The organism is Streptomyces sp. NPDC060064, from assembly GCF_042736455.1.
In the GTDB taxonomy this organism is placed as follows: domain Bacteria; phylum Actinomycetota; class Actinomycetes; order Streptomycetales; family Streptomycetaceae; genus Streptomyces.
Window position 1 is genome coordinate 84,168 of record NZ_JBHWWF010000026.1, and the last position, 19,908, is coordinate 104,075.

The window sequence follows — 19,908 nt, forward strand, 5'->3', positions numbered from 1 at the left end:
GCAGGCGCACAGCCGCGGTGAAGGGGTTTTGAAGCAGTGCGGGGTGTGGCTCGAGGCTTTCGGATACGATCGCGAAGTGGGAAGAGGACGCAGCGGGGAGCGCGACACCAAGCAGATCGATGTATTCGTCTCCTATAGCAGAGCAGCCGACTCTCGGCTCGCTCCGGCAATCCAGCGCAGTCTTTCGCGCCTCGCCAAGAAGTGGTACCGGATACGCGCATTGACTGTGTTCCGGGATCAAACGGACCTGTCCGCGTCCAATTCTCTCGGCAGCTCGATCGAGCAGGCGCTGGCCGACGCACGGTTCTTCGTGCTGCTCGCGTCACCCGCCGCCGCGGAGTCGAAATGGGTGCGCAAGGAGATCGAATTCTGGCAGCGCACCAAGGGAAACGACAAGTTCATCGTCGCGCTGACCGACGGGACGATCCGCTGGGATGACGAACTGGGTGACTTCGACTGGGAGGCCACCGACGCCTTACCTCGAAGCCTGTCGGGATACTTCGATGCGGAACCACTGTGGCAGGACTTCACCTGGTCCCGCGACGCGACGCATCTGTCTCTGCGGCACAGCGAGTTCCGCAGCGCGATCGCGACGATGGCGGCTCCGGTACACGGCCGCTCGAAACGCGAACTCGACAACGAGGACGTCGAAGCACACCGAAGGCTGGTGGCCATCGGTGCATTGGTCATGTCGGTGATCCTCTTGTTGACGGTCGGCTTAGGAGTCGAGTACCTGCTGGCCAACGCCGAAAGGAACAGGGCGATCAGGAACGCCAGCGATGCCACCGCGTTGAGCTCGATCGCGCAGGCACAAGCCCGGTTAGCCGACCCCGATACCGGCGACGACGTTCGCGCCTATCAATGGCTGATGGCGGCACAATCGCTTGCCGTGTCACCCGCGGTGAAGGGCGCCGCTTACAACGCCGCGCTAGACGCCGTTTACGCACGCCCGAATCTGCTGAGCGTCACTGAACCCGCCTCGCACGTCGCCGACGGCCTCACCGCCGTGACCACCGACGGCCTGCGCGCCGCGTCTGCCAACAAGGGGCGGCTTCAGCTGTGGGACACCCGGACCGGGCTGCTTTCCGGACCCGCACTGAAGCCCGCAGCGACCAACGACTTCACCATTCTCGCCATTGCGTTCACCCCTAACGGCAGCCGCGTCGCCGCCGCGTACGATACACGCATTGTGGTGTGGGATACCGCTTCAGGGAAGAAGATCACCGAGTTCGCCAAGGACGGCTACACCACCGAATCCCTGGCGCTCAGTCCCGACGGGAACACCGTCGCCGTGGCTGGCGGGGGCGTGCGCCTCTGGGACGTCCGCACCGGAAAACCGATCGGTTCACCCATTACCGCCGAAGGTGGTCGCGTTGCCTTCAGCCCTGATGGACGAAGGATAGCCTTTGACAGCCTCGATGACGGGGGGTCGGTTGTCCGTATTCGCAGTCTCGGCTCTGACAACGCCGACGAGTTCCGAATTGGCTATCGGAACAACAACATCAGCAGCATCGCCTTCAGTCCGAATGGACGTAGCCTCGCCGTCGGCACCGACGACGGCAGCTTGCAACTGTGGGATCCGGGCTCGGGAAAACGCGCAGGCTCCGTCATGTCCGGTCACCGAGGCGGCATCGAAGACATCACATTCAGGCCTGACGGCACCCACATCGCCACCGCCGGTCAGGACAAGACCATCCGTGAGTGGGACATGGCGACCGGGATGGCGATCGGCTTCCCGTTGACCGGCCACGGTGGCGTTGTCGACTACGTCCGATTCACGTCTGACGGAAAGAATCTGATCTCACTCGGCGACGACGGTACCGTGCGCCGGTGGGACGCCATGACCGGTTTCGCGCCGACCGGACTCACCAGCAAGACTGCCCGGGCTGCGATTGCGGTCGATCCGCGTGGCACTGATGTGGCTGTGGGCAGTCCCGACGGTGTGCGCCTGTGGAACTACGAAACCGGCGCACAAGTCAAGACATTGCCACTACCGCACGGCGCCGAGAGCGTGAGCTACTCGCAAGACGGCAAATCGATTCTGATAGTGGACTATGCGGGTGGAGTTCTCCTGTGGGACGGAACCACCGTCCGCAAAGTGAAACTCGACCCATCCATCAGCTTGGTCACGAGCGCCGCCTTCATGCCCTACGGCAAGGAAATCGTGATCGGATCCGCGTCACGAAAGCTGGTCTTCGAAGACCTCGATGCGAGCCTCACCGGCAAACCCGGCGCGTCGATCGACATCGGCTGCGCCGCACAGCACATCGTCGTCAGCCGGGACGGCAAGCGCGTCGCGTACAGCTGCGACAACAACAAACTCGGCATCGCCGACCCAGACACCAAATCCCTTCCCGTCTACAACACGCAGAGCACCGTTGAGGCGATGGCATTCAGCCCAGACGGCCACACTCTGATCCTCGGGACCGCCGACGGCACGGTCTGGCGGCGAGAAGACGGCGTCAAGACCTTCATCGCGGTCGGCGTGCGCAGAGGCAGAGTGACGGCCATCGCCTACAGCCCCGACGGCCAGTGGTTCGCGTCCGCAGGTTCAGACGGCTCCGTCGTCATCTATCCAACAGGAGCCACGCTGATCTCCGCCCGAATCTCCGCCTACACCGATCCCGTCGCGGCCCTGACATTCACCCCCGACAGCGGCCATCTCATCTCCCTTGGCGACACCGACAGCTCCGCCCGCATCTGGCACCTCTTTCCGAATCCTTTGGACGAACTCTGCGAGCGCGTGCCCTCCAACATGTCCGAATCCGACTGGAAAAAGTGGGTCTCGGACGTCATCGGCTACCAAGACCAATGCAAGGGCAAGCCGCGAGCGTAGAACATTGATTTACCTTGGCACGTTCGACCAGATGATGAAGTGGCGACCTGGACCCTCGTACTGCTTCAAAATGGCTGCACAGCATCTGACCTGCTGGGTTGCCGGGCGGTCAGCTCGCCGGGCGGTACTCGTTGATGAGGCCGGCCGACAACCAGACGCCCCAACCAAGTATTTCAGTGATCTTCTAGCCCGGCCACGCCCCGCGCGAGCGTGAACCGTCCCGGCGCCGGCTCGGCCAGCCAGCCACGGCCACCACCCGCTTCGCCTTCGACCGCAGCGCCTCCACCTTCGTCGGCACCGGGTCCATGCCGAAGGCGGCGGCCATCTCCTGGCAGGTCAGCGGACCTTGACGGAGCCGGTTCCGGTCGGCCAGGACCCGTAGGATGCGCTGGTAGTCCCTCGACAGTGCCGACCAGGCCGGCCCCGCGCGCCACATCGGCACCACCGATTTCGGCTTCGCCTCTTCTTTCGGGGGCTCGGGCCGCACCGGCTGCCCATCCGGATCCCACAGGTCCTGCGAGACCGTCGCCGCCCGGGGCCAGCACCTCGCCGACCCGCGAGCGGGCGACAGCCCATTCCTTCCAGTCCTGCTCTGCCACCGCCAGCTCGGCCTGGATACGGTCGGCCTGCTCCCACACCTCGTCCGCACGACGGCGAGCGGTGAGCTCGCGCTGTTCCAGCAGCCCCACGACCGACGGCATCCCCGACCTCCACGGGAGCGACGACACGACACGTCACCACTCCCACGAGATCGCCGACCCTATGCCCGACCAGCGACAAGGCAGTCCTCAAGCCCGGAAAGACAACAGCGACTTAGTCCAAGTTGGCCGCGAAGCCGCTGTCGTGAATCACGGGACACGCTTGTTGCGTGGTGACGATCCAGGCATCGACCGCATCAGGGGATGTCCTGATGGCACTGATCAGCTCTTCGACGACTTCCAGCTTCAACTTGCCCACGTTCATCCTGAGTTGCTCAATCGACACCTCCTGATACGACATGCTCACCTGCCACAACAACCGCATGAGATAGCGGCACTCCTGCTGATCCCGGTCGTCCGCGAGCCGGTCATGGATCACTGCCTGGACACGTCGCCGCTGAGCGTCGTCACGAAAACCTTCACTGAGGTCCGTCAAGGTCACGGTCGGACACTACCAACCACGTTCATCAGCTATCGATCGGTCAGCAGCAGGTTTTCGACGACCTTCCCGAGCCAACGTGCTCAGCCGTCTGGGAGAAGATCAAGCCCGGCTGGCGAACCTGGCCGGGCCGGGTGTCCCCTGCCGGGGGGAGTCGATGTCGGAGCCGAGACCGGCGGTGATCCCACCACAAGCTGCCGGACACACGGCCAGACAGGCTTTGCCGTGCCTGATGACACGATCAGGGTGAAAGCGGGCAGCTGATTCCGTCAGGAGCTCTCACAACGGTTAACACAATGGCGTGGAAGGTTGGCGACGCCTCGGTTCATGACGGCCGCCCGCCGAACTGCCAGTTGTGAACCTCGATGTCGGCGTACCGGTCCGGGGTCAGGACGGCGCGTGCCGTGTCCGGGTCCGATGCCCGCACCAGCGCCGCCGTACCCAGCCAGGTGGCGCCGTCGTCAGACAGCAGCGGCCCGTACGCGATCAACTCGTCCTGGTCGGGCGGCACGGCGAGGTCAGCAGCCTGCCCCGTGCCGAGGCCGAGCACCAGGTACCGGTTGCCACCGGTGCGGCCACCGGGGAAATCCCACATGGTGCGCCCCAACGTGTTGCGCCACCGACGCAGCAGCACGTCCCGGTACACGCCTGCCTGGTAGCCAGGCTCGTCGAAGGCGAACGCGCGGGCGGCGGCGGGATCCGGCAGATCGACGATGTGCACGCTGCCGGTGGGCGCGTCGCCGTCGCTGGTGAGGGTCGGGCCGCGGGCGATCATCTCCGTCGCGTACCGGTCCATGTAGGACCAGTGCTCTTCGAGCAGCTCGTGGCGCAGCGCCACGGAGCCGGGCCGATCGCGGTGGTAGCAGAAGAACTCCATGCCCACAGTCTTCATCACCATGCTCAAACCTCTTACAACGGCTCACACAGTGAGCTGAGTTGGCAGTGGGTGATGAGACGGCAGGCCGGTTTGAGGAAGGCTTCACAGATGGCGGTCTGCCGTTCCCAGCAGATCCTGAGGCGTTTGAAGCCGTGAAGCCAGGCGAAGGTTCGCTCGAACCACCCATCGGTAGGTTCCCAGGCCAGTTCCGTGCCGGGTGCCCCGGCGGGCGATGGCCGCCACGATGCCCAGGGCTCGGACCTCGTCGCGCCTACACGCGCTCGAGAGGGCCGCTACGCCCTTCTGCCGGTCGAGGTTCGAGCGGTGGACTGACCGACCCGCACCATCGCGCCCTTCGGCGTCACCCCGGACTCCGTCGTCAGGGTGTGGCCGGCGCGCCGAAGGTCGTAGAAGCGGAAGTTGTCCGGCAGTCCGACCTTCACGCGAGCCCCAGCCCACTTGCGGCCGAACGAAGTCCGCCGGAACAGGGCGCCTTCCCACCGACGAAGAGCAGGCCGTTGACCTCCCATTGGGCGAACCATTTGAGGTCCCGCTCCACGTCCTTCTGTATCAGACGCGGCAACACACGACCCGCTTCCCGCCTCGGACTTCGTCTCGCCCACCGCCCGCCGACCAGTGGTCAGCTCGTGGACGGCCCGACGCACCCACCCACCGAGCGGCGCCAGGCTCACGGCCGACCGCCTGTTCCGGCAAAGCTGCCCGACCGACGAAGGACCCGCTCCGCTCCTGCCACCTGCCACCTGCAGCCGGGCCCGAGCAGGTCGGGCCATGAAGGCGGTTTCAATGCCTGCCGATACGGTCCGGCCATGGCTGCCAGACCTTCTGAGGCCGGCGTGACGGAGCGGCCCGAGGAAGCCCGCGCACTCCGAGCGGGAGCCAACACGCTTCCAACCTCGCCCCCGGCATCCACCGCACCCGCAAGCGATTCACGAAGAGAGACGCGACGTTCCAGCCGATCGGGTATCCCTTCTCGAACGCCCAACAGCCGGGCGGGTACGTCGCCTCGTCGACCTCCACCGGGTGATCCTGCATGTCGTGTACGACGTGATGAACAATCAGCACCGCCGAACCAGGCTCCAGTTCCAGCTCCAGATCGGCTGCCTCCCCCTCGGTGGCCGGCCGGGCACACATCCGGTCCTCGGCATAACTGCCCTGCCGGACAGTTTGATTCTCGACGTACATCAGCGTCCCCTCCCGGCTCCGGTCCGATTCCGCGAGGTTCGGCCCCCCGCTGACCCGTATCCGGACCGAACCATGAGGTGGACAGGGTGATCGGGCCCGGGCTCATTCTTGGTAACCCGGTGCCGGTGTATCCCGGGCGCCGGCCGTCAGATGCAGCGCCTCGGCAACGTAGCTGGGAGCCTCCCGCCATCCGGCCGAGGTGATCAGTACGCTGATGAGGGTGACGCGCTTGATCGTGGCAGCAGGTGGAGGGGGCGACGCGGTCGCCGCCGCAATGCTCGACGCCGCCCTCTACAGCGGAGAGAGCCCGGCGGTGATCCTCACCTATGCGTGGGACCGCCTCTTGATCGACCCCGTGCCCGGTCCACGAGGGCCGGCCAACTTCACCGGCCTGCGCCCTCTCACCAGAAGCGTCCAAGCCGTGCCCGCCGACGCGACACCCGTCGCGCCCGCCGGATCGACACTCCCCCGGCTTGCCGCCGAGCTGCCGCACACCTTCGCCCTGATCGACCCGCATCACGGCGCCGAGGGCATCACCCGCCAGCTCGAAGAGCTCATCCAGTACCTGGAACCTGAGTCGATCGACCTCCTGGACGTCGGGGGCGACATCCTCGCGCGGGGCGACGAACCAACCCTCCGCAGCCCACTCGCCGACGCCCTCACGCTGGCGGCTTGCTGCCAAGTCAACGCTCCCGTACGGCTCCTGGTCGCTGGCCCCGGCCTGGATGGCGAGCTTTCCGCCGACGACCTACGCAACCGCATGGGCCCACCGGTCATGACTCTCACGGCCGAGCACGTCGAGCCAGTCACCTCGGTCCTGGAATGGCACCCCTCCGAAGCAACGGCAATGCTCGCGGCCACCGCCGGAGGAGTTCGAGGCCTGTGCGAAGTTCGGGACGCCGGTCTACCGGTCCCCCTCACCGACGAGGCCCCCACCGTCCATGAAGCCGACCTGGACGACGCCCTCAATCGCAACGCACTCGCCCGCGCCATCCTCGCCACGGAAACGCTCGACGAGGCCGAGCAGCACAGCCGTGAAGTCTGCGGCTACTCCGAGATCGACTACGAACGCAACAAAGCTAGTTGGCTCGGCACCCAGCCAGAGCAGAGGCTCGACCCCGAGACCACGCTCCACCAACTCGACCGATTCGAGGCCGAGGCCCGCAGTCGGGGCGTCACCCACACGACGTTCCGCCGCATCACCGAGGCCCTTGGCCTCGGCGGCAAGCAGCGCCAGGACCTCAGAGCGTTGCTGCTCAGCAGCCGTCCTGAGCAGTACGCGGCCCCGCTCTGGCACATCCCTTCCGATGTGTCGAGCTTCGGTTGACGGCTGACGATTAGGCGTCGGGTGATGCTTGACGTCTGTCCTGGACGATCTTCCGGCGGGTGTACTCACCGGGCTCGCTAACAACTACCTCCTTGCCCGTGGTACGGGGAACGGCCGGGCTCCGTTCCCCCGTGAAGCCACCGAACCAACCCTCCGCCCAGCCCTAACTTCACGGTTGGGCTTGGGACGCCTCCCCGGTCCGCGGCCCGGTCGAGCTGGACATCTACTCCGAAACTGTTGTCCTCAGCGGCTTTCGCCTCATCACACTGGTGTGAGCACAACCATTTACCCACCGGGACCAGTTCAAGATCTGCAGTCCTCTCCGCGATCAACGAGTCGAACGCTTCCACCTGCTTGGCTTGCCCCTCAGGCCCACCGAGCCGGTAGCGGGTCCCGCGCCAAGTCGCAGCGAAATGTTGCAGAGTCTTCTCTGCAGAGAAGACTCTGCAACATACGCTGTTGGCATGTCCGACCAACCCGAACGCACACCAAAGCCCGCCAAGCCCACCCGGCGCATCGACGCGCGCAGCCTGCGGGGGCTGGCCCATCCGCTACGAATGAACATCTTTGAACTGCTCAGTCTGGACGGCCCCGCCACCGCCACCGGGCTCGCCGAACGCCTCGGGGAGAACACCGGCACCATCAGCTGGCACCTGCGCCACCTCGCCGAGCACGGCTTCATCGAGGAAGAAACCGGACGGGGCACAAAGCGCGAGCGCTGGTGGAGAAGGATCGGCATCACGAACGAGCTGAACACCGCCGATTTCCGCGACGATCCCGACACCCGGGGCGCGCTGTCGGTCTACCTGCACGAACTGGTGCGGCACTACTTCAGCCGGGTCATGAACTACCTCAGCGAGGACTGGGACGACAGGTGGCGGAGCGCCGGCACCATCTCGGACTGGCGTGACCTGCGGATGACACCGGATCAGCTGGAGGCGCTCAACGCGGAGCTGATGGCCGTCATCGCCCGCCATACCCCCGCCCCGGACGCCGAGCCCGCCCCGGACGCGCTCCCTGTCGTTGTGCAGCTCCAGTCCTTCCCCCGCAAGGAGCGTGGCACCGCATGAGCGAGGGCATAGGCGGTGGCCTCCTGCGGCGCCACCGCGATTTCCGCCTGCTGTGGTGCGGCGAGACCGTCGGCAAGTTCGGCGCGTCCGTCACCGGGGTGGCGATGCCGCTGGTCGCGGTCTCCACCTTGCATGCCAGCACGTTCGAAGTCGGTCTGCTGAGCGCCGCCGCCTGGGCCCCTTGGCTGATCATCGGTCTCCCGGTCGGTGTCTGGGTGGACCGGCTGCGGCGCAGACCGATCATGGTGGCCGCCGCCGCGGTCTCCCTTTTACTCTTCGCCGGTGTCCCGGTCGCCGCCTGGTTCGGCTGGTTGAGTATCGGACTACTGCTGGCCGTCGCACTGCTGACGGGCACTGCAGCGGTGTTCTTCCAGACCGCCTACAGCGCCTACCTCCCCAGCATTCTGGAACCCGACGACCAGCCCGAGGGCAACGCCAAACTGCACGGCAGCGCGTCCGCCGCCCAGATCGCCGGGCTCGGCTCCGGCGGCCTGATCGCACAGTTGGCGGGTGCCGTGAACGGGATGTTCGCCAACGCCGCGACATTCCTCGTCTCCCTCCTCTGCCTGGCAGGCATCCGGCATCGCGAGCCACGCGTCACCAGGACCGATCACCGCCCCAAATCATTGGTCAGTGAAGTCCGCGAAGGGCTGCGGCTGATCGCCGACGACCCCTGGTTCCGCACACTGACGCTCTTCGGGGCCGCCTCCAACCTGGCTCTGATGGGATACCAGTCGATCCAGGTGGTCTTCCTGGTCCGGAGCGTCGGCCTGACCCCCGGGCCGGTCGGCGCACTCATCGCGGCTACCAGCACCGGAGGCGTTGCCGGGGCCTTCGTCGCACGCCGGGTCGCCGGCCGGATCGGCACGGCCCGCGCCACGCTACTGTTCGAACTGGGACTTCCCGTGCTCGCTCTGCTCATCCCGCTGACCGTCGGCGGAGCCGGGATCCTGCTCTTCGTGACAGGCGGCTTCTGCGTCTCCGCAGGCGTCGTGGCCGGCAACGTCATCAAGGCAAGCTTCCAGCAACGCTACTGCCCGCCGGATCTTCTCGGTCGCCTCACCGCAAGCACAGCATTCCTCAGCTACGGGACGATCCCTCTCGGAGCACTGCTCGACGGCACGCTCGGAACCGCGCTCGGCATCCGCACCGCAATGGCAATCACGACAGCGGGGGTCCCGCTCGCCGCACTGATCCTGTTCTTCTCCCCGATCCGGCGGTCCCGGGACCTGCCGACGTCCCGTCAGCCCACGAGCAATTCCAAGCTTCCGCTGGATCCCGATGGCGAGCCGGTCCTACCTCGTCATTGACCACGACCGCGTCTGGCGACCGTCCCTCGGAGCAGAGCGCCAGGACCTCCCTTTGGATCTCACGGGAAAACTGCCGCGCGAAGTGAGGGCCAAGCCGCCGGCGCGCCAACGGTTCAGACACACCCCAACCCATAACCCACACCTCCGCCGGATTTCCACTTGAGGGCGGGAGCAGTAAGGCCGACAGTCCTGCGTACGGCTCAAGCGACGCGCCCGCGGACGGGCGGTGTGTGTGACGTAGCGTCATGGTCATGAGCACGCCGTCACAGCAGCCACACCAGAGTCCGGGCCCGTACGGGCAGCCCGCACAGCAGCAGAATCCGCATCACGTCCCGTCTCAGCACCCGTACGGTCAGGCCGGGCCCTATCCGCAGTTCTCGGGCACCTGGGTGCCGCCGCAGCCCAAGAAGAGGGCGGGTCTGGTAGCCGTCGCCGGCGCCCTGGTCCTGCTCGGCGGCCTCGGCTACGTCCTGTTCCTCGTGCTGAACGCGGCCGGGGTCGCGGACGGCAACTGGCCGAAGGCCACACATCAACTGACCGTGCCGAAGACGCTGCTGGACGACGAGTACACGCTGGCCAAGGACTCGTCGGAGACGGAGGGGAAGCAGAGCCTCAAGGATCTGCACGATCACCGTATCCGGAGTCATGCGGCGACCATTGCCACCTACACCGGCGGGGTGTCGGGTTCCGATGCGCTCGTCATCACCGGTCTGCACGGACAGATCCGGGAGGCGAAATACGTCCGCCGGGAGATGGTGCAGGGCCTCGAGGAACCGTCCGAGGGCAACGAGCTGTTCGCCCCACCCAGGGACATCACCCCGGCAGGGACCGGCGTGACGCTGAGCTGCGCCGTGATGAGCTCCCACGACCACAAACCAGTCACCAACCCTGCCTGCGCGTGGGCCGACGGCAGCACCGCAGCCACTGTGTTGTTCGCCAGCGCCGAGCTGGACAAGCAGCGCCCAGAAAACATCGACCTCAGCAAGTACGCAGAGCTCACCCTCAAGGTCCGCGCTCAGACACGTCAGCCCATCAGCTGATCCGACAGGAGGCCGCCCCGCCCAAGGTGCTCAGCCAGCAGGGAGGCACAGCCGTTTGAAGGGCTCATCAGGTCTCCATTACGGTCGCGCACTGGGCACAGACGAGCTGGGCGTACTTCGGTGTGTACCACGATGAACCGGGATGCTCCGAGGGCTTCCAGGAGGCCGCCTCCATGGCGAACGTGTCGTGACCGCACAGTGTGCGTGGCCCTGGAGTGGTAGAAGACCCAGGAGCGGCGTTCGCCGCGTGCACGCGCAGGACGGGCCGCTCCTCTACCGGGGACCTTCCGGTGAATGATCGCGCTGCAGGCGGCTGATCGAGCTCGTACATCACGAAGATCTCGCTCATGTTCCGAGGGTAGGCCGCTACGGCGGATCATGCAGCGGTGACGTGGCCCCGTCGGCTGGTCCGCAGCAGCTTGGCCGATGCGCTCTCTCCCTGACCGCCCATCGGTGGATGCGCACGTGCAAGTGCATATTGGGCGCGACCAGGCGCACTGAAATCAAGCATCACAACGGGGAGTCGATCCGCTGGAACACCTTTCGTACCCACGCCGCAACCGCCACCGTCGCGCTCGTGGCGGGCTGTCCCTGACGGCTCGCCGGAACAACGACAGCGCCAACGCGACCAAGTCATGCGAACGGGCCTTCGCTTGTGAAGCGGCGCAGGTGGTGGGCGAATGTCTCGGCTTCGCCCGGCGGCCACGAGGACAGGCTCGCCACGATGTGGGCAGCCAGACGTGTTCGCAGTTCTGCCACTGCGAGTTCGCCCTGCTCGGTGAGGACGAGTAGGTGTGCGCGTCGGTCGGTGGGGTCCGTCTCGCGACGGATGAGGCCGGCGGCCTCCAGCCGGGAGGCGCGGCGGGTGACGCCGGAGCGGTCGACTCCGACGTCGGGGGCCAGGTCGGCCGCGCTGCGGGGTCCGGTCCGGGCAAGTGCGCTGAGTACCGGGTACGTCAGTTCGTCCACCGCCTCGCCCATGCCCGTGGTGAGCTTCTTGTGCAGCTGTGCGCGAGTGGTGCGCCGCAGCAAGATGCCCAGCGCGTCTGCGATCTCGTGTCCTACTTCGTTCTCCACACTCCAAGAATAGCGTGCGCCGCGCACGCATCGCCTGCTACAGTGAAGGTGAAGCGTGCACGGCGCACGCATTCTTCGTTCTCGTCCTCGAAAGGGAAGTCCCGTGATCCGTACCGGTATAAAGGCCGCCCTCACCGATCTGATCTTCAGCAGCGACCTCACCGTGCAGGAGGCTGCCGACCGCCACTTCACCCCGGAGTACCGCCAGCGCACCGACGGGACGTGGGACGACCGAGCCGGGTTCGTCGAGCACATCACCCACGTGCGCACCATTGTCGCCGGCGGCCACGTCGAGGTTCACGACGAGCTGTATGACGGCAGCAAGTACGCCGACCGGCACACCGTGCACATCACGAAGGAGGACGACTCAACGGTGAGCATGGAGGTTTACGTGTTCGCCGAGCTTGCACCCGACGGCCGATTCAGTCGCATCGAGGAGACCACCTTGATGCTCCAGGGTTCCGACGCCGATCGCAACATCGGCAGTGCACGCTAGTACCCGGCACTCGATCACCGACTTGAGGCATGTGGCCCACGGGTGACAGAGACGCCTCGGGCGGCGAATCACCCGTTCCCAGCCCCTTTCGATGCCCGGCATCGCCCCTGATAGGCAGGGTGTTGCCGACCCGTGACGGCGTCGGATCCGCCCTGGCCGGCAAGTATGAACCGACAAGCATGCAGAAGTCCTGGTCAAGGCGGGCGACTGAACTGGCTCGTGCAGTTGCATCTTCTGAGCTCGTGTCGGCGGCGGGAGGCATCACTGCCCGAGCTTGGGCGCCTGAGCCGTAGCCTCCTCATGGACCACGCGGTCGAACTCGTTGCCGTTCAGATATTTCCACTTGCCCAGGTAGATCGGGTCTATACCGACGTGCTGAAGCTGGGCGACGAGGTGGCGGAGTGTGCGCTCGGGAAACGCTGATGAGGGATATCCGCTACGGAAGATGCGGGTATCGGTCTTCCCGGGGGCCGTGGTGTGGGTGCGTGAGATGTTGATGTCGATGCCCGCGAGGTCGGCCTCGACCCACGCCCAGTAGTTCTCCACGTCGGTGATGTGAACCCGCGCGTCGAGCGCTGCCGCGAGTTCTTCGAGTGACAGATGGCTCCGGAACCAGATGTCGGTGGACTCTTGGGCTTCCATGGATGTGTCGGCTCCTTCGGCCGGAGAACCGGCCCCTATTCGGTAACGGCGATTCTGCCGAGGCTAATTAATGGTGGCCACCGCGGGATCACGGGTGCATGTGGAGTCAACTTCAACACATGGACCACCATGTCGCACCGGAGTAAGAGCCGGTGGGCAGCTGCGGCCCGCTGCGCCATCTCTGTTGACCTGCTTGTAGCTCTCCTCGATCCAGTGCCGGATGCCACAGGAACTCGATGGCCTTCCGGTCACCGACGCGTTGCCGCTGCCCAGATATACGCCGTTGCCGCCCTGTCCCACCGTGACGAGGCGGGCCCGGTCACCAAGGGCCCGGCGCATCTTCAGGGCGTCGCAGCCCGGTCGTCCCCAACGTTCAGGAGTGCCGCGCCGAAGGCGCACAGGCTGTACGGACGGTTGACGGCTCCGGGGCCGGGTGTGCGACCTATTCCGCCGATGGCAGCGGGACGGATACCTGGAAGCAGATTTTCACCGAGCTGCAGGCCCAGGCCAAGGGGCGACGATCCTCGTCGCAGCCATCAACGAGTGTCTGTAAACAGCACATTCGATACACGCCTTGGCCGGGTGGGCGCTGCGCGGCGTGCTGCCTGGTCAGCCTGGACGACTCTGCGGGTGCAGATCAGGACCTCGCTGCCACCCGGCTGCTTCGACCAACGGCCTCAGCCCCCCTGCGAGCCGCCGAGGGCCGCCCGGGTGACCTGCCCGGCTCCACGGCATGAGGAACACCGGTGCCCTGGCTCCACGCTCCTATCGTGAAAAGACACACGAGCGGCGGCGTCGAGGCGGGAATGACGTGACGGAACCGGAGATCGACTACACAGCGGTGTTCCAAGCCCTTCCGGGGGCGGTGGCGCTACTGACCCCGCAACTCCTTTACACGGACGCCAACGACGGGTTCTTGCGCATGCGCGGCCTCACCCGCGAGCAGGTGGTCGGCCGCTACCTGCCCGACGACGTCCCCGACAACCCGAACGACCCCACCGCGGCCGTCCTGCGCAACCTTGAGGCGTCACTGAGCCGGGCTGCAAACACCGGCGAGCGCGACACCATCGCGCTGGAGCGCGTCGACGTGGAAGACCCCGACCAGCCTGGGGTATGGGACGAGCGGTACTGGAGCCTCATCAACGTCCCCGTCATCGGTTCGGACGGGCGGGTGGCGCTGCTGCTGCACCGAGTGGAGGAGGTCACCGAACTCATCCGCGCCCGCGAAGTCGCGCTGAGCCTGCAAGAAGCGATGCTGCCCCGCCCCCGCCCGGTCGGGCGCCACCGGGCGGCTGTACGCTACCGGCCCGCCATCGGCACGCTGAACGTGTGCGGCGACTGGTACGACCTGGTGGACCTGCCCGGCGACCGCATCGCGGTCGCCGTCGGCGACGTTGTCGGTCACGGCCTGTCCGCTGCCGGCGTCATGGGACAACTGCGCAGCGCGCTCAGCGCCGCCTCCCGTGCCGTCGACGGTCCTGCCCGGGCTCTGGAAGTCCTCGGGCTGTACGCCCGCTCCGTCGAGGGCGCTGAGAACACCACAGTGGCCAAGACGTTCATCGACTGGGGCACCCACACCATCACCTACAGCAGCGCCGGCCACCCCCCACCGGCCCTCCTGCAGGTGGACGGCACCGTCGAGTTTCTGGACCAGGCCACCGACCCCCCACTCGGCGCCCGCATCGAACACGGCCCCCGGGTCCAGGCCGCTGCGCCATTCACCGAGGGCGCCGTCCTCGTGCTGTACACCGACGGCCTGATCGAACGCCGTCGCGAAGACATCGACACCGGCCTTGCGCGGCTCGCCGGCTCCCTGGCCCGCCATCAGGCGGCCGACCCCGAAACCCTCGCCGACGCACTGCTGGCCGACCTGCTCCCGCCCGACGGCGTCACCGACGACACCGCATTGGTCATCGTGCGCCTATGACTCGGCCCGCCGCCGCGTCCGCCGCATCCGCGTCGAGCCAGCGAAATGACCTGACCTCATGTCGAGAAACTTGCCATCTGCACCGAGCGCAGGGCGCGTGTCATCGAGGCGTGCATCGTGCTCACCAACGCGATCATCATCGTCCGCCGACTACTGGCCCAAGCCTGGACCAGCCACCGCTGGGACACCCGACCCAGCCGATGCCCCTGACCTATCCGCGCGATCTCGTAGAGTCGACGTCTTCCGTGTTTCTGTTGGGCGGAGTCCAACTCCGCTGCTCGGCCTTGCGGTTGCTTCGCCCACGTATACGGGGACGCGGCCGACCGTGGCGAGCGTACGCGACGCTACCCGTCGGACCTGATGGACGCCGAGTGGGCGGTCGTCCGGCCGCTGCTTCCGGCCCCCGCATGGCTGGAGGGCCGGGGCCGCAGCCGGAGGGCCACTGCCGCCGCCAGACGCTCGACGCCATCCGCGACCACGTGGACAACGGCGTGAAGTGGCATGCCCTGCCTGCCGATTTCCCCACATGGGACCGGGTCTGCGACTTCTTCCGCCGCTGGTTGCGCCATGGCCTACGGGCGGAGTTCCACGACCGGCTGTGCGTCAGGGTGCGACGGGTTGAGGACCAATCAGCGGAGCCGACAGCCGCCGTGATGACCGACTCGCAGTCCGTGCGCTCCGCGTCCGCTATCTGGGCCCGGATTTCGCTCCGACCGGGGGCACCTGGCAGATCGAGGTAAGGAGCGATATGATCACCGCGATGATGACTCATTCTGTGAGCAGATTGGGGGTCCCGTCCGCGCAAGGTGAGTGCTGATGCTCACTCAGATCGCGAATGGGGATTCCCGCCTTTCCTTCTGGCTGCGCGTGCGAGAGTTCGCCGTGCCGCCGTCCATGATCGAGACTGCGACCGCCCGCCGTTGTGCCGGGGACTGGGCAGGGGCCTGCGCCGCCGCAGGCGTCGATGTCGATCTCAATCTGCGGTCCGTGGCGCGCACCCACGGCCAGGAACTCGCAGCCCAAGTCCGGGCCGATCTCCGCCATCTGGCGCCCGACCTGTTGCGTTGGCATATGCCGAGGATCGCTCCTAACGGGCTGCTGCGCCCAGGTCTGACCATCTCTCTGGCTCGGCACGACGCCGCGGGGCGTGACGGCGCAAGCCCGATGCATCTCGTGGCCCGGACTCCGCCGGCTTGGGCGGATGCCGGACAGCGGATCGGTCTCGCACTGTGGGACGGATCCGACCACGAGGCCGGCGCCTCCCCTCATCCGCACCCCCGTCCCAACCAGCGGTTCCGCCTCGACCTGCACCGCCACCTGTGGGACGCGCGCAGGACCGATGAGCTGCGGATCCGGTCCGGGGCCGATCGGCGGCCCGCCGAAGGCCGCCCTGTGCTGGACCCGGAGCTGCTGGGGACGGTGCCGCACGGGCACCGCTGCGCCGTTGACCGGTGGGCGGCCGAGACGGGGATTCTGCTCCGCGCCGAAGGGCGGTCCACCGGTACCGTCACCGTGCGGTTCCGGGCCCGGCATCGGCTGGTCTTGGACCTGGTCGCGGACAGGGACGGCGCAGCGCCCGCATTGCGGATCGCGGCGGCGTCCACAGATGGCAGCGCCTCCGCGCTGCCCGTCCTGCCCGACGCCGCAACCTGGGTGCTGCCCGACCTGGAACTGATCCGCACCGGTTCGATCGAAGCCGATCGGCTGCACCCGCTTGTCGCCTCGGCACTGGTACCGGATCATTCGCCGGCCTGCCCGCCCCGGACTCCGGACCGGGCAGGACAACCGCGCCTCGTGGAGTGCCGGGGAGCTCAGCACCGGATCGGCCTGGTCAACGGGGTACTGGCCCCGCTGGACCACGACCCGGCCGAGATCCGGCGGGAGGAACTGCTCGCCGCGCTGACCGGTACTCCGCTCCCCTGCCTACAGGCAATCGACGAGGCGCACCGTCATCCGGACTGCCTCACCGGCGTCCGCGAACGCCTGGACCATGGCGACACAGCCGGTGCGCTGGCCGTCGTCGAGGGCCTGCTGGGCCCCGACGCACTGCTGCGCACCGGCGCTCTGCGGGACGAACTGGAGACTGCCGCGCTACGGCGGATCACATACGGGCTGTACAGGTCAGGTCTGATCGGTCCCGGACCTGGCCGCATCCGCCCGGATCGTCACCGTCCCCGTGACCAACGCTCGCACCCGCGCCACGCGACCTCTCGCTGACCGGGGACCTCCGTCCCTCTGCACCCACTCGGCTCACCACGAACCCATAGGTGATCACACATGCCCACATGCTTCCCGTTCGCTGCTACCGGCACCGTCTCCGACCCAGCCCACGCCTCCCAGCTCGACGTCGCCGGCGAATTGCTGACCCTGCTGCGCGACGCAACCACCGAACCGCGCCCCGACACACAACTGGAGGCCCTGACTCTGGCCGTGGCCGCCGACCTGCCCGTGCTCCTGTGGGGTGAGCCGGGGATCGGCAAGACCGCGGCCCTTACACAGCTTGCCGCGGCCCTGGGCCTTCCGCTGACCACAGTGATCGCCAGTGTTCACGAGCCGTCCGACTTCTCGGGCCTGCCCATCGTCGGAGACGATCCCGCGGAACAGGGTGTCCCGATGGCCCCGCCCGACTGGGCAGTGCGCCTGGTACGGGCCGGCCGAGGGCTGCTGTTCCTGGACGAGCTGTCCACCGCACCACCGGCCGTTCAAGCCGCCCTGCTCCGGCTCGTACTGGAGCGGCGGATCGGCGCCCTGCAACTGCCGCCCGGTGTCAGGATCGTGGCTGCCGCCAATCCGCGATCCTCGGCGGCCGACGGCTGGGAGCTGAGCCCGCCGCTGGCCAACCGGTTCGTTCATCTTCAGTGGACCCACGATCACGAGGTCGTCGTACGCGGCCTCGGTGGGACGTGGCCCCGGGCAACACTGCCACGGCTCGCCCCGGAGAAGTTGCCGGAGGCCGTGGACTTCGCGCGGCGCGCGGTGTGCGGGCTCCTCACCGCCCGCCCCAAACTCGTGCACCAACTGCCCAGCAATGAAACGCGCCGGGGCGGACCCTGGCCGTCACCCCGAAGCTGGGAGATGGCCCTGTGCCTGATCGCCTTCGCGACCGCGGCCGACTCCTCCCGGGAAGTACTTGCCCTCCTGGTCAGGGGCACCGTGGGGGACGGTCCGGGACTGGAGCTGCTGGCCGGCCTGGACCGGATGGACCTCCCGGACCCCGAGGTACTTCTCGCCGACCCGGCGAGTGCCGCCCTGCCCGAGCGGGGGGATCTGCGCCAAGCCGTGCTCGACGGTGTCGTGGACGCGGTCCGCAAGCGCCCGGAGAAGTCCCGCTGGGACGCAGCGTGGGCGCTCCTGGTCCGGGCGTTGGAGACCGGCGCCCCCGACCTGGTGGTCGTCCCCGCGACCACCCTCGCCACACTGCGCCGGGAGGACTGGGACGTTCCTGCATCGATCGAGCGGCTCGCCGGAGTGGTTTCCCTGTCCCGGCGAGCAGACCACGCGGCAGCCCGGGCCGCGGTCGCCGCGAAGGCCGGCCGATGATCCCGGTCGCACCGGGGACACTGGACCTCGACAAGCTCTTCGCCGCCCGACTGCACGCCGTCCGGGTCCGGCCCTACTTGGCTACGGCCCTGTTCGCCCTGCACACCGTCGAGTCGCGGCTGGTACCGACGATGGCCGTCGACCGGCACTGGCGGTGCTACGTCTCACCGGCGTTCGTGGACCGCACGCCGGAGGAGGAACTGGCCGGGGTATGGGTGCACGAGGTGTCGCACCTGCTGCGCGACCACCACGGGCGCAGTGACCGGGTCGCGCGGGAGCACGGGCTGAGCGGCCCGGGGGAACGGCTGCGGATGAACATCGCCGCGGACTGCGAGATCAACGACGACGTGTTCGGCGACGGGCTGGTCCGGCCCGAAGGTGCTGTCGAACCGGTGTCCTTGGGGCTGCCCGAGGGGGAGCTCATGGAGGACTATCTGCGCCAGTTCCGGCTCGGGCCGCGTACGCAGAGCATGGCCTGGCTGGACTGCGGCAGCGGCGCCGGCGGACTGGAACGGGAGTGGGAGCTGGGACCGGACGGCGCGCACGGCCTCAGCGAGCAGGAGCGGGACGCGGTCCGGTTCCGGGTGGCGCAGGGCATCACCGCCCGTCCGGGGAACACCCCGAAGGGGTGGCAGCGGTGGGCGGAGGAGGCGTTCCACCCGCCGCAGCCGTGGCGGGCGTTGCTGGGCGCGGCGGTCCGCTCGGCAGCCTCCGGCCCCGGCGCAGGCGAGGACTACACCTACGGCCGGCCGTCGCGGCGCTCGGCCGGGGTGCCCGGCGCTGTTCTGCCGAGCCTGCGGCGCAGGCCGCCTCGGGTCTCCGTGGTCATAGACACATCCGGCTCGGTCAGTGACACCGAACTGGGCAGCGCGCTCCTCGAGGTTGCCGCGATCTCCCGTGCCGTGGGCGGCCGTCGCGACCTGATCACCGTGCTGTCGTGCGACGCGGCGGCCCGGGTCGTACACCCGCTGTGCCGTGCCGAGGGAATACCGCTGGTGGGCGGCGGGGGTACGGATCTGCGCACGGGCTTCGCCAAGGCGCTCCGAGCGCAGCCCCGCCCCGATGTCATCGTGGTCCTGACCGACGGCCAGACGCCCTGGCCGGGCACACGACCACCGTGCCGGACGGTGGTGGGTCTGTTCCCTCGGCAGCATGCAGTCCGGTCGTGGGACGAGGACGATCCCGATTACGAGCCGGACTCGCCGCCCGCGTGGGCACGAGTAGTTGACATCGGGTCGGCTCCCACTGCTCAGTGAGCCCCCTCAGAAAGGCCCGGACGCCTCTCTTCCGATGCGTCACTGACAAGTCGTTGCTCTCTCGATCAGGGTGAGCGTGGGATCGAGTATGGCTTCCCGGTCGGGTGATCTTCTGGCTGGCCGGCCATGAGAACAGGGGCCTCCTGCACATCTCGTGGGTGTTCGAGTCC

General features: G+C 67.5%; 17 protein-coding genes and 3 pseudogenes. 12 read left to right on the forward strand and 8 right to left on the reverse strand.

Going from position 1 to position 19,908, the window contains the following annotated elements; all coding sequences use genetic code 11:
* The first annotated feature begins 76 nt into the window (after positions 1-76).
* A complete protein-coding gene (locus tag ACFWDI_RS27950; RefSeq protein ID WP_385307869.1) occupies positions 77-2,836 on the forward strand; it encodes a TIR domain-containing protein in 2,760 nt (919 codons plus the stop codon).
* A 173-nt stretch (positions 2,837-3,009) separates the two neighbouring features.
* On the opposite strand, the pseudogene ACFWDI_RS27955 reads toward ACFWDI_RS27950, so the two are convergent.
* The 6 genes and pseudogenes from ACFWDI_RS27955 to ACFWDI_RS27980 form a co-directional block, all read right to left on the reverse strand.
* A pseudogene (locus ACFWDI_RS27955) lies at positions 3,010-3,537 on the reverse strand (hypothetical protein).
* 112 nt (positions 3,538-3,649) lie between these two features.
* Positions 3,650-3,976, reverse strand: coding sequence for a hypothetical protein (locus tag ACFWDI_RS27960; RefSeq protein ID WP_385307871.1), 327 nt, complete (start codon positions 3,974-3,976; stop codon positions 3,650-3,652).
* A gap of 322 nt (positions 3,977-4,298) precedes the next feature.
* A complete protein-coding gene (locus ACFWDI_RS27965; protein ID WP_385307935.1) occupies positions 4,299-4,850 on the reverse strand; it encodes a YciI family protein in 552 nt (183 codons plus the stop codon).
* 32 nt (positions 4,851-4,882) lie between these two features.
* Positions 4,883-5,120 (reverse strand): annotated as a pseudogene (locus ACFWDI_RS27970) (transposase); the annotation flags it as partial.
* A 23-nt stretch (positions 5,121-5,143) separates the two neighbouring features.
* Positions 5,144-5,293 carry a hypothetical protein gene (locus ACFWDI_RS27975; RefSeq protein WP_385307947.1) on the reverse strand — a complete coding sequence of 50 codons (150 nt, stop codon included), beginning with the start codon at positions 5,291-5,293 and terminating at the stop codon, positions 5,144-5,146.
* A 358-nt stretch (positions 5,294-5,651) separates the two neighbouring features.
* On the reverse strand, positions 5,652-6,113 hold the full coding sequence (locus ACFWDI_RS27980) for a UTRA domain-containing protein (protein WP_385307937.1): 462 nt from the start codon (positions 6,111-6,113) through the stop codon (positions 5,652-5,654).
* Positions 6,114-6,267: 154 nt separating this feature from the next.
* Between ACFWDI_RS27980 and ACFWDI_RS27985 the strand changes: the two genes are divergently transcribed.
* From ACFWDI_RS27985 to ACFWDI_RS28000, 4 genes are all read left to right on the forward strand, one after another.
* The gene (locus tag ACFWDI_RS27985) at positions 6,268-7,380 is read left to right on the forward strand and encodes a DUF1152 domain-containing protein (RefSeq protein WP_385307873.1); all 1,113 of its coding nucleotides are present in this window, start codon (positions 6,268-6,270) and stop codon (positions 7,378-7,380) included.
* A 464-nt stretch (positions 7,381-7,844) separates the two neighbouring features.
* Positions 7,845-8,450 carry a helix-turn-helix domain-containing protein gene (locus ACFWDI_RS27990; RefSeq protein WP_385307875.1) on the forward strand — a complete coding sequence of 202 codons (606 nt, stop codon included), beginning with the start codon at positions 7,845-7,847 and terminating at the stop codon, positions 8,448-8,450.
* On the forward strand, positions 8,447-9,760 hold the full coding sequence (locus tag ACFWDI_RS27995; protein ID WP_385307877.1) for an MFS transporter: 1,314 nt from the start codon (positions 8,447-8,449) through the stop codon (positions 9,758-9,760). The genes ACFWDI_RS27990 and ACFWDI_RS27995 overlap by 4 nt, the downstream gene beginning before the upstream one ends.
* Positions 9,761-10,011: 251 nt before the next feature.
* Positions 10,012-10,800 carry a hypothetical protein gene (locus ACFWDI_RS28000; RefSeq protein WP_385307879.1) on the forward strand — a complete coding sequence of 263 codons (789 nt, stop codon included), beginning with the start codon at positions 10,012-10,014 and terminating at the stop codon, positions 10,798-10,800.
* 633 nt (positions 10,801-11,433) lie between these two features.
* Here the strand turns inward: ACFWDI_RS28000 and ACFWDI_RS28005 are convergent.
* On the reverse strand, positions 11,434-11,877 hold the full coding sequence (locus tag ACFWDI_RS28005) for a MarR family winged helix-turn-helix transcriptional regulator (protein ID WP_385307881.1): 444 nt from the start codon (positions 11,875-11,877) through the stop codon (positions 11,434-11,436).
* A gap of 103 nt (positions 11,878-11,980) precedes the next feature.
* Between ACFWDI_RS28005 and ACFWDI_RS28010 the strand changes: the two genes are divergently transcribed.
* Entirely contained in the window at positions 11,981-12,373 is a 393-nt protein-coding gene (locus ACFWDI_RS28010; RefSeq protein WP_385307883.1) for a nuclear transport factor 2 family protein, read from the forward strand.
* 261 nt (positions 12,374-12,634) lie between these two features.
* On the opposite strand, the gene ACFWDI_RS28015 is transcribed toward ACFWDI_RS28010, so the two are convergent.
* Complete coding sequence (locus ACFWDI_RS28015; protein WP_385307886.1) at positions 12,635-13,015, reverse strand: hypothetical protein; 381 nt, start codon at positions 13,013-13,015, stop codon at positions 12,635-12,637.
* Between the two features lie 811 nt (positions 13,016-13,826).
* Between ACFWDI_RS28015 and ACFWDI_RS28020 the strand changes: the two genes are divergently transcribed.
* The 6 genes and pseudogenes from ACFWDI_RS28020 (at position 13,827) to ACFWDI_RS28045 (ending at position 19,738) form a co-directional block, all read left to right on the forward strand.
* Positions 13,827-14,942, forward strand: coding sequence for a PP2C family protein-serine/threonine phosphatase (locus tag ACFWDI_RS28020; RefSeq protein WP_385307888.1), 1,116 nt, complete (start codon positions 13,827-13,829; stop codon positions 14,940-14,942).
* Positions 14,943-15,005: 63 nt separating this feature from the next.
* A pseudogene (locus ACFWDI_RS28025) lies at positions 15,006-15,152 on the forward strand (IS5/IS1182 family transposase); the annotation flags it as partial.
* A 197-nt stretch (positions 15,153-15,349) separates the two neighbouring features.
* Entirely contained in the window at positions 15,350-15,682 is a 333-nt protein-coding gene (locus ACFWDI_RS28030; protein ID WP_385307890.1) for a transposase, read from the forward strand.
* 76 nt (positions 15,683-15,758) lie between these two features.
* Positions 15,759-17,159 carry a hypothetical protein gene (locus ACFWDI_RS28035; RefSeq protein WP_385307892.1) on the forward strand — a complete coding sequence of 467 codons (1,401 nt, stop codon included), beginning with the start codon at positions 15,759-15,761 and terminating at the stop codon, positions 17,157-17,159.
* Positions 17,160-17,219: 60 nt separating this feature from the next.
* Positions 17,220-18,482, forward strand: a complete 1,263-nt coding sequence (locus tag ACFWDI_RS28040) for an AAA family ATPase (protein WP_385307894.1) — start codon at positions 17,220-17,222, stop codon at positions 18,480-18,482.
* A complete protein-coding gene (locus tag ACFWDI_RS28045; protein ID WP_385307896.1) occupies positions 18,479-19,738 on the forward strand; it encodes a VWA-like domain-containing protein in 1,260 nt (419 codons plus the stop codon). Before ACFWDI_RS28040 ends, ACFWDI_RS28045 begins: the two co-directional genes overlap by 4 nt.
* Positions 19,739-19,908: the final 170 nt, after the last annotated feature.

Coding starts and splice junctions, on each gene's coding strand:
- ACFWDI_RS27965 (WP_385307935.1), bottom strand. CDS start 4,850: ATGGAGTTCTTCTGCTACCACCGCGATCGGCCCGGCTCCGTGGCGCTG.
- ACFWDI_RS27985 (WP_385307873.1), top strand. CDS start 6,268: ATGAGGGTGACGCGCTTGATCGTGGCAGCAGGTGGAGGGGGCGACGCG.
- ACFWDI_RS27990 (WP_385307875.1), top strand. CDS start 7,845: ATGTCCGACCAACCCGAACGCACACCAAAGCCCGCCAAGCCCACCCGG.
- ACFWDI_RS27995 (WP_385307877.1), top strand. CDS start 8,447: ATGAGCGAGGGCATAGGCGGTGGCCTCCTGCGGCGCCACCGCGATTTC.
- ACFWDI_RS28000 (WP_385307879.1), top strand. CDS start 10,012: ATGAGCACGCCGTCACAGCAGCCACACCAGAGTCCGGGCCCGTACGGG.
- ACFWDI_RS28015 (WP_385307886.1), bottom strand. CDS start 13,015: ATGGAAGCCCAAGAGTCCACCGACATCTGGTTCCGGAGCCATCTGTCA.
- ACFWDI_RS28030 (WP_385307890.1), top strand. CDS start 15,350: ATGGCTGGAGGGCCGGGGCCGCAGCCGGAGGGCCACTGCCGCCGCCAG.
- ACFWDI_RS28035 (WP_385307892.1), top strand. CDS start 15,759: ATGCTCACTCAGATCGCGAATGGGGATTCCCGCCTTTCCTTCTGGCTG.
- ACFWDI_RS28040 (WP_385307894.1), top strand. CDS start 17,220: ATGCCCACATGCTTCCCGTTCGCTGCTACCGGCACCGTCTCCGACCCA.
- ACFWDI_RS28045 (WP_385307896.1), top strand. CDS start 18,479: ATGATCCCGGTCGCACCGGGGACACTGGACCTCGACAAGCTCTTCGCC.